Origin of the sequence: Komagataeibacter sp. FNDCF1, from assembly GCF_021295335.1 — a bacterium.
Lineage (GTDB): Bacteria > Pseudomonadota > Alphaproteobacteria > Acetobacterales > Acetobacteraceae > Komagataeibacter.
Genome location: NZ_JAIWOT010000001.1, coordinates 3,356,047 through 3,369,230 on the forward strand (window position 1 = coordinate 3,356,047; position 13,184 = coordinate 3,369,230).

12 protein-coding genes and 1 pseudogene are annotated in these 13,184 nt (G+C 64.8%); 7 read left to right on the forward strand and 6 right to left on the reverse strand.

Going from position 1 to position 13,184, the window contains the following annotated elements; translation table 11 throughout:
• Positions 1 to 137: 137 nt before the first annotated feature.
• Entirely contained in the window at positions 138 to 368 is a 231-nt protein-coding gene (gene rpmE / locus LDL32_RS15750) for a 50S ribosomal protein L31 (RefSeq protein ID WP_233068390.1), read from the reverse strand.
• Positions 369 to 622: 254 nt separating this feature from the next.
• Here rpmE and mscL point away from each other — a divergent pair, with 254 nt between their 5' ends.
• Together mscL and LDL32_RS15760 are read left to right on the forward strand one after the other, a co-directional pair.
• Positions 623 to 1,138 carry a large conductance mechanosensitive channel protein MscL gene (gene mscL / locus LDL32_RS15755; RefSeq protein WP_233068392.1) on the forward strand — a complete coding sequence of 172 codons (516 nt, stop codon included), beginning with the start codon at positions 623 to 625 and terminating at the stop codon, positions 1,136 to 1,138.
• Positions 1,139 to 1,271: 133 nt separating this feature from the next.
• On the forward strand, positions 1,272 to 1,754 hold the full coding sequence (locus tag LDL32_RS15760) for a hypothetical protein (protein ID WP_233068394.1): 483 nt from the start codon (positions 1,272 to 1,274) through the stop codon (positions 1,752 to 1,754).
• Positions 1,755 to 1,803: 49 nt separating this feature from the next.
• Here LDL32_RS15760 and secF read toward each other — a convergent pair whose 3' ends face one another.
• Together secF and secD are read right to left on the reverse strand one after the other, a co-directional pair.
• A complete protein-coding gene (secF, locus tag LDL32_RS15765) occupies positions 1,804 to 2,754 on the reverse strand; it encodes a protein translocase subunit SecF (RefSeq protein ID WP_233068998.1) in 951 nt (316 codons plus the stop codon).
• Positions 2,755 to 2,767: 13 nt separating this feature from the next.
• Positions 2,768 to 4,318, reverse strand: coding sequence for a protein translocase subunit SecD (secD, locus tag LDL32_RS15770; RefSeq protein WP_233068395.1), 1,551 nt, complete (start codon positions 4,316 to 4,318; stop codon positions 2,768 to 2,770).
• Positions 4,319 to 4,584: 266 nt separating this feature from the next.
• Between secD and LDL32_RS15775 the strand changes: the two genes are divergently transcribed.
• Positions 4,585 to 5,604 (forward strand): Gfo/Idh/MocA family protein, encoded by a 1,020-nt coding sequence (locus LDL32_RS15775; RefSeq protein ID WP_233068396.1) that lies wholly within the window; start codon positions 4,585 to 4,587, stop codon positions 5,602 to 5,604.
• Here LDL32_RS15775 and LDL32_RS15780 read toward each other — a convergent pair.
• The 3 genes from LDL32_RS15780 to LDL32_RS15790 all read right to left on the reverse strand — a co-directional run bounded on the left by LDL32_RS15780 (position 5,592) and on the right by LDL32_RS15790 (position 9,717).
• Entirely contained in the window at positions 5,592 to 7,418 is a 1,827-nt protein-coding gene (locus LDL32_RS15780; RefSeq protein ID WP_233068397.1) for an ABC-F family ATP-binding cassette domain-containing protein, read from the reverse strand. The two genes, LDL32_RS15775 and LDL32_RS15780, sit on opposite strands and share 13 nt — an antisense overlap.
• 51 nt (positions 7,419 to 7,469) lie before the next feature.
• A complete protein-coding gene (locus LDL32_RS15785; RefSeq protein WP_233068398.1) occupies positions 7,470 to 8,849 on the reverse strand; it encodes a trehalose-6-phosphate synthase in 1,380 nt (459 codons plus the stop codon).
• Positions 8,850 to 8,976: 127 nt separating this feature from the next.
• Positions 8,977 to 9,717: a response regulator gene (locus tag LDL32_RS15790; RefSeq protein ID WP_233068399.1), complete on the reverse strand. Its 741-nt coding sequence runs from the start codon at positions 9,715 to 9,717 to the stop codon at positions 8,977 to 8,979.
• A 139-nt stretch (positions 9,718 to 9,856) separates the two neighbouring features.
• Here LDL32_RS15790 and LDL32_RS15795 point away from each other — a divergent pair, with 139 nt between their 5' ends.
• The 4 genes and pseudogenes from LDL32_RS15795 (at position 9,857) to LDL32_RS15810 (ending at position 13,144) form a co-directional block, all read left to right on the forward strand.
• Positions 9,857 to 10,339, forward strand: coding sequence for a sigma-70 family RNA polymerase sigma factor (locus tag LDL32_RS15795; protein WP_233068400.1), 483 nt, complete (start codon positions 9,857 to 9,859; stop codon positions 10,337 to 10,339).
• 105 nt (positions 10,340 to 10,444) lie between these two features.
• The gene (locus LDL32_RS15800; RefSeq protein ID WP_233068401.1) at positions 10,445 to 11,008 is read left to right on the forward strand and encodes a sigma-70 family RNA polymerase sigma factor; all 564 of its coding nucleotides are present in this window, start codon (positions 10,445 to 10,447) and stop codon (positions 11,006 to 11,008) included.
• A gap of 143 nt (positions 11,009 to 11,151) precedes the next feature.
• On the forward strand, positions 11,152 to 11,334 hold the full coding sequence (locus LDL32_RS15805) for a hypothetical protein (RefSeq protein WP_116703556.1): 183 nt from the start codon (positions 11,152 to 11,154) through the stop codon (positions 11,332 to 11,334).
• Positions 11,334 to 13,144, forward strand: a pseudogene (locus tag LDL32_RS15810) (sensor histidine kinase). Before LDL32_RS15805 ends, LDL32_RS15810 begins: the two are co-directional and overlap by 1 nt.
• The last annotated feature ends 40 nt before the right edge of the window (positions 13,145 to 13,184 follow it).

Here is a 13,184-nt window from a genome sequence, read left to right on the forward strand (position 1 = left end):
GACCGCCATTTCCGGTTGATGCGCACGGACCCGCTTGGGCGCCCGGCGTATTCCAGACATGGGAATGCCCGGCCCCCCGTTCAAGGGACCGGGCATTCCCGGCAGTACAGACTTCGGTAGTGGGAGGCGTAGGGCGATCAGCCCTTCTTGCGCTGCCCCAGTGCACCGAACTTCTTGTTGAACTTGGCGACCTGGCCCCCGGTGTCCATCATGCGCTGCACGCCGGTCCATGCCGGATGGGACTTCGGGTCGATGTCCAGGCGCAGCGTATCGCCGGGCTTGCCGTAGCAGGAACGGGTCTTGTACTCGGTGCCATCGGTCATGATGACATTGATCTCGTGATAGTCGGGGTGGATGCCGGATTTCATTTCAAACAACTTTCGCGCTGGGCCCACCGATGCCGACCGGGGGCGATGTATCGGCAGGCGTATAGACGACAAGGACCGGCAAGATCAACACCCGATCCCCATAAAAGCCGGTTTGCCCCGCCAGCCGGCCCGGGTGTTACCCCGTTGCATCATGATGGCGCAGGCTGTGGCGGTCGGTGCAATATGGTGTCGTCATGGCGGCGGGATGTTGCTAGACCTGAACCATCTTCGATCAGATCAAAGGATTGGCCTTCATGGCAAAACTGCCGGACCACGTGCCCGAACTGCACGTAAAGGATATTCACGTACCTGGCTGGCTGGGGGAATTCCGCGCCTTCCTGATGCGCGGCAATGTGGTTGACCTGGCGGTTGGTGTGATCGTGGGTGCTGCGTTCACCGCAATCGTGAACAGCCTGGTCAAGGATATCTTTACCCCGATACTGGGCCTGCTGATCGGTGGTATCGACTTTACCAACCTGTTCGTCACGCTGCGCGGGCCGCATCTTGCCACGCTGGCCGAGGCACAGAAGGCCGGGGCGGTCACGCTCAATGTCGGCCTGTTCCTCAATGCCGTGATCCAGTTCATCATCATCGGCTTTGTCATTTTCTGGGTCGTGAAGGTGATCAACCGCCTGACCGTGAAGAAAGAGGCCGAGAAGCCCGCCACCCCCCCGGCACCCCCGCGCAACGAGGTGCTGCTGCAGGACATTCTCGATGTGCTGAAGGCCGACGCCGCCGCGCAGAAGGCTGCGACCACGCCCAAGGCCTGAGCGTTCCCGACAGGCTGCGACTGCATGACGGGCATCCGGAAGGGTGCCCGTTTTTCATGCGCGCGGTTCTGGCCACCTTGTGCCATCCACCGGAACTGCCCAATATCCTCTCCTATGTGGGGGCAGCTGGTTCATGACTGATTTCAAACGATATGTACGCACGGGCCTGCTGGCCGTGGCGGCCACGGGCCTTCTCGCGGGGTGCCACAGTGCAGCGCCGGAGCGGGACATGGCCCACCTGCCGCCCTCCGCGCGGGATTACCTGCTGGTTACATCCTATTTCATGGCGGAAGGAGGGCTGGTCAGCCGCCTGCAGGATGGCGGTCTGTCAGGCCAGCAGGTGTATGACATGGCCATTTCGCTCAAATACGGCAAGCGCATGCTGCTGGCCGCGCTCAGCAAACCCTCCGGCGCCGCGCGGCGCAGGGGGCAGCAGGCGGTGGAACTCATGGTCGCATGCACCAACCAGCCGGATCCCTCCACGCTGGGGGGCAGGACGCCCGCGCGCTGCCTGCCCGGCGCACCGCTTCTTACGACGGTGGCCCCGCCTGATTCACATGGCCCCGACGCAAAAGGGCAGGTGCCGCCACAACCGGCCGCACCTGCCCGCAGGTAATCCCGCGCGCGGAGTCGCTGCGCGAACATTCATGCCCGGTGTAGCGTGGTTAGGTGCGCGCGGGCGGCCGTGCATCACGGCGCAGGCGTTTCTCCCCCATCAGCAGCAGCAGTGGTGCCGCGATGAAGATGGAGGAAGACGTGCCCACCACAATCCCGAACAGCATCACCCACGCAAAGCCCGACAGGCTGGCGCCGCCAAACAGCGCCAGTGGGAGTGCCGCAAGGAACACGGTGCATGACGTGCCCAGCGTGCGGCTGAGTGTTTCATTGATCGACAGGTCAATCAGTTCCGCCAGCGGCATGGTGCGGTATTTGCGCAGGTTTTCACGCACGCGGTCATACACCACCACCTTGTCGTTGGTGGAATAGCCAAGAATGGTCAGGATGGCGGCCACCATCACCAGATCGAATTCGAAATGCGTGATGACCAGGAAGCCGATGGCCTTGGTCAGGTCCAGCACCAGCGTCACCACCGCGCTGACTGCGAACTCCCACTCAAAACGGAACCAGATATAGGCCAGGATCATCAGCAGGCTGATGCCCAGCGCCAGCATCCCGTTGTGGAACAGTTCCTTCGAGACCGAGGCGCCCACCGCATCCGCCCGCAGCACCTGCGCGCCGGGCAGGGTGGCGATGGCATGGCGCACGGAATCGACCATGGCCTGCGTGCGTGCCTCATGGTCGGGTTCGCTGTCGGGCGGGGTATCCAGGCGGATCAGCACGTCATCCGGACCACCAAAGGACTGCACGCCGGCGGCCGTTACATGCTGCGCCGCAAGTGCTGCGCGGATGGCGTTGAAATCCGCCGGTCCCTGCGTGCGCGCTTCCACCACGATACCGCCGCGGAAATCCAGCCCCAGCGTCAGGCCGGGGTGGAAGAACAGGATCAGCGAGGCGATGGACAGCACGGCCGATGTGGCGAGACCGATGAAACGGCCCCGCATGAAGTTGATTTTCGTGCCACGCGGCACGAACCGGAGAAGGGGACGGTCAAACATCATGCGGCGCGCCTCAGACCGGCAGGGTGCTGGGGCGTGTGCGGGCATACCAGCGCACCATCAGCATCCGCGACAGGAGAAGGGTGGTGAACAGGGTCGTCACGATACCGATCGTGATGGTCAGCGCGAAGCCGCGCACCGGCCCGGTTCCGAAAACGAACAGCATCACATGCGCCAGCAATGCGGTGGCGTTACTGTCCACGATTGTACTGGTGGCCCGCTCGAAGCCTGCCTGCATGGCCTGGAGCGCGCTGCGGCCACGGGCCACTTCCTCGCGGATGCGTTCGTTGATCAGGATGTTCGCATCCACCGCCATACCCAGCGTCAGCAGCATGCCCGCCATGCCCGGCAGGGTCAGCGTGGCCTCGAACAGCGACAGGATGGCCGTCATCAGCACCAGGTTGGCCAGCAGCGCCATGTTGGCGTACCAGCCGAACCGGCCATAGAACAGCGCCATGAACGCGATCACCAGCACGAAGCCGGCAGCCAGGCTGTAACCGCCCGCCCGGATCGAATCCGCACCCAGTGACGGGCCGATGGAACGCTGCTCGATCACGTTGAGCGGGGCCGGCAGCGCGCCCGCGCGCAGCAGCAGCGCCATGTCGGTGGCCTGCTGCGCGCTGAACCCGCCGGTGATCTGCCCGCTGCCGCCGGTAATGGCGGTGCGGATGACCGGGGCCTCGATCACCTTGTTATCCAGCACGATGGCGAAGCGCTTGCCCACATTGGCCCGCGTCACGTCACCGAATTCCTGCGCGCCGGTCGAATCGAACGTGAAGTTCACCGCCCATTCGCCGCTCTGCTGGTCGATCGAGGCACTGGCGTTGGTCAGGTCCGCGCCATCCACGTCCACATGCGAGAACACCGGCAGCTTGCTCTGCCCGTCACTCATGGGCAGCATTTCTACGCCCGGCGGCGGCACGGAAGACCCGATGGCGGAATCCGCCACCAGATGGAACGTCATCTTCGCCGTGGTGCCCAGCAGGTTCTTCACCCGCTCGGGGTCGCTGATGCCGGGCAGTTCGACAATGATCCGGTCTTCGCCCTGGCGGGTGATCTCGGGGTCGATGGCGCCGGTTGCGTCGATACGGCGGCGCACGATCTCGATCGACTGGGTCACCGCGTCATAGGCGCGCTGGCGGGCGGCTTCGGTGGACAGGGTGATGGCGATCTGGCCGCCATCGGCCTGTTCCACGCTGAATTCGCCCGGCACGTTCATCGGCATGGCGCGCAGCGCCTTCAGGTCGGGCTGCGTCTCTTCGGGTGTGCGCGGCGTGAACGTCACGCCATGGGCGGTGGCGGCCAGGTTACGGTAGCCCAGCGAATTCTTCAGCAGGGTCTGGCGTGTTTCATCCTGCAGCCCGCGCACCCGGTCGGCCGCCACACTGTTCATGTCCACCTGCAGGAGCAGGTAGGAGCCGCCCCGCAGGTCAAGCCCGAGGTGGATCTGGCGCCAGGGCAGGGATGCCATGGGCTGGCTTATGACATTGGGCAGGCACAGCGCCAGCCCGATCAGACATACGCCAATGACCGAGGCCATTCTGAGCCGACTGTAATACATCATGACTTGATGGAGTGCTCCCTGCGCCCGGCTGCACCGGTTCCCTTGCCCGGCATGGTCAATGTACCGTGTGTACGAAATTCAGTGGCGGGAACATGCCGGTCCGCGCCCGATGATGCAACCGCTGATGCGCCACACGCGCGGCCGACGTTGCCGTTTTGCCGCATTCCCTGCCTCATTCATGCCCGGTGTGACCATGGCGGGGGTGTGCGCCGTGGCCGCTGGCTGCTAATCGGGGTGGGCAGACCACAACAGGGCGGGAACGGGGCATGGCGCAGGCGGCAGGCACGGACAGGGCAGGGCGGCAGCTGCGTATCGGCATTGTGGGGGCAGGGCATTTTGGCCGGTTCCATGCGCTCAAGGTACTGGATTCCACGCGTGAAGTGCTGTCGGGCATCCATGATCCGGACACGCGGCGCGCAGGCGTGGTGGCGCGTGAGGCGGGTGGCGTGCCGGTGCTGTCCTACCCCGACCTGCTGGCCTGTTCGGATGCGGTCATTGTCGCGGCCCCTGCCGAACATCATTTCGCCCTTGCCCGCCAGGCCCTTTTGGCGGGGCGGCATGTGCTGGTGGAAAAACCCATGGCCGCGACGCTGGAGCAGGCCGATGAACTGGCCGCTCTGGCACAGGCGCGGAATGTGGTGCTGCAGGTGGGGCATCTGCTGCGCTATTCGGCCGAGCACCGTGCCATTACCGAGCGCATTTCCCGCCCGCTCTATATCGAGGCCACGCGCATCGCCCCCTACAAGCCGCGCGGCACGGATGTCTCGGTCATCCTTGACCTCATGATCCATGACCTTGATCTGGTGCTGGCCATCGTGGACAGCCCGATCGAGAGCGTGGACGCGCTGGGTGCGGCCGTCAGTTCCCCCTTCGAGGACATTGCCAATGCCCGCGTGCGTTTTGAAAACGGCTGCGTGGCCACCATCGCCGCCAGCCGCATCTCGCTCAAGACCGAGCGGCGGATGCGTGTTTTCTCGCAGGAAGGCTATCTGTCCGCCGATTTCATGAAGCGCGAACTGACCATGATCGGGCGTGAGCGTGGGCTGCCGCTGCCGGGCACGGGCGGCTTCCGGCGTGAAGCTGTGACATGGCGTGACCATGATACCCTTGCCGCCGAGCATGCGGCCTTTGCAGCGTCCTGCCTGGATGGGGCAAAGGTGCTGGTCGATGCAGCGGCGGGCCGCCGCGCACTGGCCGCCGCCCTTGCGGTGACACAGGGCATTGCCGACACCCGCGCGCGGATGGAGGCATCCGGCCTGATCATTCCGCCCGTTCAGGAAGACTGAAGCGTCTCGCGCAGCATTTCCAGCTCAAGCCAGCGTTCTTCCGCCGCCGTCAGGTCGGCCTGTGCCTTTTCCAGCGCGGTGGTGGCGGCGGTAAAGGCAGCCGGATCGCGGGCATAAAGTCCCGCATCGCTCAGGATCGTGCGCAGGCGCTCGATCTCGGCCTCCAGCGCCGCCATCTGTCTGGGCAGCTGTTCCAGCGCGTGCTTGTCCTTGTACGACATCTTGCGCGCGGGCTGGCGGGGTGAGGCCGTGGGGGCGACATCGGTTCTGGGGGATGTGGTTTCCGCGCGTTCCTGCCGGGGGCGGGTGGCCAGTGCGGCATCCTGCCGCTGGGCCAGCATGTCGCTGTAACCGCCGGCATATTCCACCCATTTCCCACCGCCTTCGGCCATCAGGATGGAGGAGGCGACCCGATCGAGGAAGTCGCGGTCATGGCTGACCAGCAGTACCGTGCCGGAGTAGGTGGCCAGCATGTCCTGCAAAAGGTCCAGCGTTTCAAGGTCGAGATCGTTGGTGGGTTCATCCAGCACCAGCAGGTTGGATGGCCGCGCCAGCGCGCAGGCCAGCATGAGCCGCCCGCGCTCGCCACCCGACAGCACGCCCACCGGCGTACGCGCCTGCTCGGGACGGAACAGGAAGTCCTTCATGTAACCGATGACATGGCGCTTTTCGCTACCGACCTGCACCATGTCGCCCCCGCCGCCCGTCAGCGTATCCGCCAGCGTGGTGTCGGGATCAAGCGAGCGGCGCTGCTGGTCCAGTGTCACGACATCGAGCGCGCTGCCGATGCTGATGGTGCCGGAATCGGGTTTGTCCAGTCCCGTCAGCAGGCGCAGGAGCGTACTCTTGCCCGCGCCATTGGCGCCCACAATGCCCAGCCGGTCGCCACGCAGCACGCGCAGGTCCAGATGGCTGACCACCGGATGGGCGGGGTTGTAGGCGCGCGAGATATCCTCGGCTACCGCCACCAGCTTGCCCGACAGGTCGCTCTCGCGTGCTTCCATCTTCAGGCCGCCAGGCTGGCGGATGGCGGTGCGGCGGGTATTGCGCAGTTCCGCCAGTTCGGCCACGCGGCGGACGTTGCGCTTGCGGCGCGCGGTCACGCCGTAGCGCATCCAGTCTTCTTCCCGCGCAATCTGGCGGTCCAGCTTGTGGCTGTCGCGCTCCTCCTGCTCCAGCACCTCTTCGCGCCATGTCTCGAAGCGGGCGAATCCCTGGTCCAGCCTGCGGGTGATACCCCGGTCCAGCCACACGACCGAGCGTGACAGCGTTTCCAGCAGCCTGCGGTCATGGCTTATGATGACCATGGCCGAGGAGAGCGACAGCAGTTCGCGCTCCAGCCATTCAATGGTGGGCATGTCCAGATGGTTGGTGGGTTCATCCAGCAAAAGCAGGTCGGGTTCGGGTGCCAGGGCACGGGCCAGCGCGCAGCGACGGGCTTCCCCGCCCGAAAGGGTGGTCGGGTCTTCCGTGCCGTTCAGCCCCAGTTCGCCCAGCAGCAGTTCGGCGCGGTATTCCGGGTCACCCGGCCCCATGCCTGCGCGCACGTAATCCAGCGTGGTGGCGAATCCGGACAGGTCGGGTTCCTGCGGCAGGTAGCGCACGGTGGTGCCGGGCTGGACGAAAACGGTACCGTCATCGGCCTGGATCTCTCCCGCCGCGATGCGCAGCAGGGTGGACTTGCCACAGCCATTGCGGCCGACAAGGCACAGGCGCTCGCCCGGGCCCACGCCAAATCCCGCCCCGTTGAGCAGCGGCGCGCCCCCGAGGGTAAGGGTAATGTCCTGAAGGAGAAGAAGGGGAGGAGAAGCCATATCCGCTTATGTCCCTTCTGCCGGCCTGTGTGCAAGGCCGCGATGGCGGGGTCAGCCCTGTGCTGCCCCTTCCAGTATGTTCAGGAACGACAGCCCCCAGCCCAGCGCCGTGCGGGTGCCGATGCTGTCCCAGCATGCCTGCCAGCGTTCGCGCCGTTCATCGGCTGACATGAGCATCGCGCGCTCCAGCGCGTCGGCCATGTCATCATGGTCGAGCGGATTGACCAGCACGGCGGCCTCAAGCTGCCTGGCCGCCCCCGCCAGGCGCGAGAGGATCAGCACGCCCGGGTTTTCCGGGTCCTGCGCTGCGATGAATTCCTTGGCCACAAGGTTCATCCCGTCGCGCAGGGGGGTGATGTAGCCGATATCGGCCAGCCGCATGTAGCCCGCCACGGTGGGGCGCGGGCTGCCACGTGTCAGGAAGCGCAGCGGTGTCCAGTCCGCCTGCCCGCGATGGGCATTGAGCTGGCCGATCTGGTGCTCCAGCGTGTTGCGCAGCGCCTTGTAGGAGGGAACGTCCGTCCGGCTTTCCGCCGCGATCTGCAGGAATGTGACCTGCCGCTCGCGCTGCGGGTAGGTTTCCAGAAAGCGCTCGTAACCCGCCAGCCGGTGGTCCAGCCCCTTGGTGGGGTCCATGCGGTCCACGCCAAAGACCAGCCTGCGCCCCGCAAGCGAGCCGGAAAGCCTGCGCAGGTCATCGGATTCCGCTGCTTCCCGCGCCGTGGCGGCAAAGCGCTCGGGGTCGATCTCGACGGGAAAGGTGCCGACCCGTACCATGTGCCCCTCGAACACGAGCCCGTCTTCTCCCTGCGGCACGGCGCCTGCCGTACGGGTGGCGGCAAAGATGAAATTGGCCGTATCGTCCGCCGTCTGGAACCCCAGAAGGTCCGCCTTGAGCAGGTCGCGCAGGAAAGTGCCGCCATCGGGCGCGGTCGCCAGCATGTCCGGCGCGGGAAAGGGGGTATGGAGGAAGAAGCCGATGGGCTGGCGCACGCCGTGGCGGCGCAGCAGGGCCGCCAGTGGCAGCAGGTGATAGTCGTGGATCCAGATGATGTCATCCGCGCGCAGGAGCGGCAGCAGGTTTTCACAGAAGCGTTCGTTGACCGACCAGTAGGTGGCGAGTTCACGCCGCTCGAAATGGATGTGCTCGGGCAGGGAGTGCATGAGCGGCCACAGCGTGGAATTGGAAAAGCCGGTGTAGTAGTTGCGGTGCTCGGCAGGGGTCAGGCCGATGGTGGCGTATTCCACGCCCCCGGCCTTCTGGATCGCGGGGGGGAGATGCGCGGCGTCGGAGTGGCAGGTCCCGTTCCAGCCGAACCACATGCCGCCCTTGCGTGCCAGCAGGTCCATCAGCACGACGGCAAGGCCGCCGGGACGCAGCCCTTCCTTGGGGACGGGAACGCGATTGGAGACGATGACGAGCCGTTTCATTCTGCCCTCTCTGCTAAGCTGTCGCGCGGTGGACAGGCCCCATCCCGCTGCCACGGCAGATGCGGAGCATATACGTAACGGCCGGGGGAGGGGATGCCGCTGGCGCCAGTGCTGGCATGCGGTTGTGTCAGTTCAGTGACACACCGCCGGAAACGGCCTGATAGGTGGAGACCGCAAGCGTGAGCGGCTCGAAGGGCTTGGTGATGACGAAGGCCGGCTCGATGGTGTCCCCCGTCAGCAGGCGTTCGGGATAGGCGGTCACGAAGATGATGGGAATGTCCTGGTGCTGCAGGATGCTGGAGACGGCGTGCATCCCGTCCCCCCCGTCACCCAGGTTGATATCGGCGAGGATCAGTCCCGGGCGGGTTTCGCGTGCCAGGCGGACGGCCTCGGCCTCGCTGCTGGCGACGCCGGCTATGGTATGGCCGCACTGGCGGACCAGTTCCTCGATATCCATCGCGATGATGGGTTCGTCCTCGATGATCAGTACGCTGGTCTGCGCGCACGAGCGCAGGCGGACATGGGCGTCCTCCAGCATGGTTTCCGCCTGCGCGGGTGACAGGGACAGGACCTGCGCGGCATCCGCCACGGGCAGTTCCTCAAGCGATGTCAGCAGGAGCAGCTTGCGCGCGAGCGCTGGCATGCCGACCGCCTGTTCATGTTCCCCCGCATGCGCCGCGTGCTGGCGCGAGATCCATTGGTAAAGACGCAGCCTTGGTGGCATGGAAGGATCATCCACCGCCATGAGTTCACGCAGGCTTTCGGCTACCAGCAGGTCGCCGCTGGACTGGCTGCCACATAATGCGCGGGCATAGCGCCGGGCATAGGGCAGGGCGCGAAGCAGGTCTTGACGCCGTGATAGCGGCATGAGGCATTCATCTCCCCGGATAAACTGTTACACTCCGGATCATGACAGCGTTGGGCTGTGCTGCAAGAGTTGAAGAGTAAACAAACTGGAATCCAGAATACCACTTGATCCGCTGGCGGTCACGCACTTGCGTGGGGAGATGCTCTCCCTTCTGCCGCAACTGCGTGGTTTTGCCCGATTCCTGACCGGACAGCCCGCAGCGGCGGACGATCTGGTGCAGGAAACCGTGCTGCGCGCGCTCGCGGCGCTTGACCAGTTCACGCCGGGCACCAGCATGAAGGCATGGCTGTACACCATCGCGCGCAACCTGTTTTACGAGCAGGTGCGCCACAGGCGGCGTGAACATGACGTGATGTCGGACTATGCCCTGCGTCCCGACCGCCCCGAAAGCACGATGGCGGAAGGCGGGGCGGACACCCTGCGCGACCTGGATGGCGCGATCTGGCGGCTTTCGCCCCGCCTGCGTGAGGCGCTGGTTTTGGTTGGCGTACAGGAAATGACCTATGTCGAGGCCGCCGCCGTATGCGGCGTGACGGTTGGCACCATCAAGGCCCGTGTCTCGCGCGCGCGGCTGCAGATCATGCAGTACATGCGTACCGACGGGGCCGGGGGCGGGACATAGGGCGACTTTACCTGCCTCCTCGCGTTTTCGTTACATGGGCGGATGTAACCTTTCGCTCTTCCCGTTCATTGCCCCTGCATGAACAACACAGAAGGGGAGAAGAAAATGACCAGCAGCTTTCATGACGAGATGATTGCAATCCTGCCCCGCCTGCGTGTCCAGGCCCTGTCGCTCACGCGCAACCGTGCGGCGGCGGATGATCTGGTGCAGGATGCCGTGTGCAACGCGCTTGCCGCACAGCACAGCTTCACGCCTGGCACCAACTTTTCCGCGTGGATGCACCGCATCCTGCGCAACCGTTTCATTTCCGACCTGCGCAAGAAGCGCGAGACCGGCAACATCGATGACGTGCCCGCCGCCGCCATGGCGGGCAGCGGCGCGCATGAAGAACGCCTGGTGGTCAAGGAACTGGCCGAAGCCATGGGGCGCCTGCCCGCCGACCAGCGTGAGGCGCTGGTGCTGGTGGTGATGCAGGGCATGAGCTACGATGAACTGGCCGCCGCCACCGGCTGCGCCGTCGGCACCGCCAAGAGCCGCGTGTTCCGTGCGCGCCGGCAGTTGGCCACCTGGCTCTATGGTGAAGAGCGCGACATGTCGACCGTGGAACTGCGCGGTGCGGTGCAGCGCCTGCGCTCCCGGGTGGAGGAACAGGCCGTGGCATCGTTCTGACAGGCGAATTCCCACTTTGAATTGTGGCGCTGATATGGCACTGACACATATGCCCGCGCCAGTCTCTTGGGATAGAACAGGGTATGATGCGGTCCTGGCATGTGCAGGGATTGTAAAGTGGGAATTTACTTCGGGATAATGCGATGGCTCTGAAGGACAAGTGTCCTCCCAGGCAACCAGGAAAGAAGTCCACAGACAGATCGGATGATGCGTTCGAGCTATGGTTGAAGAGGGGGCTGCATCAGTTGTTCGATGATGTGACCAAGGAACCTGTCCCCGAGGAGCTCCTGCGTCTGATTGAGGAAGACCGGAAACGGACAAAATAATGTCCGTATTCCCATCTTCCGGTCAGGGCAGGCAGCATACCCGCCACCGTAGCCTGTTCACCCGTATCGGGCGTGTGTTCGATGCCGTGCGCGGCCGGATGATGGCCATCATTCTCCTTGCCGCGACACCCATTGCCCTTATCGGGGCGGTGCAGGCCTGGCACAGCTACCATAGCACGCTGGAAGCACCGGGCTACCGCACGGACATGGCCGTGGCGCGCATCGATCTGGAACTGCGCCACGAATCCGAACATCTCGGCTCGCTGCTCCAGGCCGTCTCCCGCATGCGCCTCGATGATGTGGGGATGCGTCACATGCTGGAACTGGTCCAGTCCCTGACCGGCCGGCATTACAGCCAGATCGCCCTGACCGATGACCGGGGCAGCATCCTGTCCGCCGTGGGCCGCATGAGGGACCCGACGCCGCTTACGGTAGATGACATGCCCCGGTTCCAGGGCAATGTCGGCATGCGGGCGATAACCGATCCGGTTACCCATGTTCCCGCCTTCTTCCGCATTACCGTTGCCACCATGATCGGTGATGATGCCGGTCGCCCGGCGCGTCCGGGCTATCTTACCGCCATCATGCCGCTGGCCTGGCGCAGCGGGATCCTGCAGGCCAGCGACCCCCGGCTCGATCTCGTGCAGCATGACGGACCGATCGAGATATGGGTGCTCGGAAACGGTGGGCGCATGGCGGTCCCGCTGTGCTCGGACTGTGCCTGGGCCCCCCGCCCCCCGGAGCGGATCATGCAATGGTCACGTGTCATGATGGCGCAGGGAGAGGAACTGGCGCATATCACGCTGTCCGACGGGGCATTTTCCGTAGGGCGCGTGATGGGCGGGGTCCATGTCCTGACCATGACACGGCGCAACGCGGGTGAGCGGCATGCCGTGGTGATGTTCGCGATCTCGCTGGTCACGAGTGGACTCCTGCTGCTGGTGGGGCTGCTTGGCGCCTCCAAGAGCGCCGACGTGCTGGTGATCACGCCGCTGCGTCGGCTGACCGCATCGGTCAATCAGTGGCAGCTGGGTGGCATGTATGAAGTCCGCTCCAACTGGGCCATGCCACTTGAGGTCAGGCAGCTGGCGCATGCCTTCAGCAAGGCGACACGCAGGCTGGCACGGCATGAAAAGCGGCTGGAACGCGCGCAGGTGCGCCAGGAACTGCTGCTCAAGGAAATGCACCACCGCGTCAAGAACAACCTCCAGATCGTGGCATCCCTGCTCAACCTGCAGGCAGGCCGCATCCGCCTGCCCGCGGCGCGTGAGGAATTTGCCCAGGCGCGCGACCGTGTGCGCGCGCTGGCCACCCTGCACCGCTACCTGTACGCCGATGGTGAACTGTACAGCCTGAACATGCAGAGCTTCGTGCGCGAACTGTGCGGCCAGATCATGCATGCCATAGGCGAATCCGACGAAGGGCGCATCACGCTCGATATCCGTGTGGACGACCTGCTCATGGTGCCCGACCAGGCCGTGCCGCTGGCCCTGATCGTGACGGAGGCGGTCAGCAACACGATCAAATACGCCTTTCCCGACCATCAGCACGGCACGCTGGAGGTGGGCCTGCGCGCGCTGGATGGCGGCCGCGCATGCCTGTGGATTGCCGATAACGGCGTAGGCATGGCCGCCATGCGCAACCAGCCGCAGGGGAATGATCCCGAAGCGCGCAGCGGGATCGGCATGCAGCTTATCCGCGGCTTTGCCCGCCGCTTGGGGGTGAACTCCAGATGTTTGAGGAAAACGGGACGCGATATGTCCTTGTTTTCCCGCTCAAGCAGCCCGAAGAGGACGAAACGGGCGGCTGACCGCATGCAAAAATGCATGGCAGAGTTATGTTATGGGCAG